The sequence below is a fragment of the Virgibacillus carmonensis genome (assembly GCF_057836705.1).
Genome location: NZ_JBYQFJ010000362.1, coordinates 1 through 540, shown reverse-complemented (window position 1 = coordinate 540; position 540 = coordinate 1). Strand labels below are relative to the sequence as shown.

Annotated in this window: 1 pseudogene; it reads left to right on the top strand. The window is 38.0% G+C overall.

Annotated features, from left to right (window positions below):
* Window positions 1-526, top strand: a pseudogene (locus tag AC3G7N_RS22365) (hypothetical protein); the annotation flags it as partial.
* Between the last annotated feature and the right edge of the window lie 14 nt (window positions 527-540).

Here is a 540-nt window from a genome sequence, read left to right as displayed (position 1 = left end):
ACATGACTTCCATGACAGGTTAAAGAAATACAACGCATTAATTCAAACCTGTGAGTTGTGCAATAATACACCAAGAAAAGCGACAGTTCTCCACAACATGGCCTATGAATATTTTACAAGATCAGATTATAAAACAGCCGGTGGCCTGTATAAACAATCGATGGTTCTGAAGGAAAAAGAATCGGATAAATACTTACTATCACTCGAGGGTTATATTCAAAGCTGTGCACGCGGGAAACTGGTATCTGATGAGGAGTTACTGAAGGACGCGATGGCCGGATTACATAGTGCAAAACGCATGAATGCATCACTGTTTATCCATCTTTTTAACCTGACAGTATTATTAATAAATAGTGATGAAGAAACGTATGTTAGCTACTTAAAAGATCATGCGTTACCATTCTTTAAACTAACTGGCCATATCTTTTTGATTAATCGATCCCAGAAAGAACTCTTCTATTACTATTCAAAAACAGAGCAGCTCGATCAAGCGGTAAAAGTTGCACATACCGTTTTAGAACATTAATGAAGGGGGCTGGG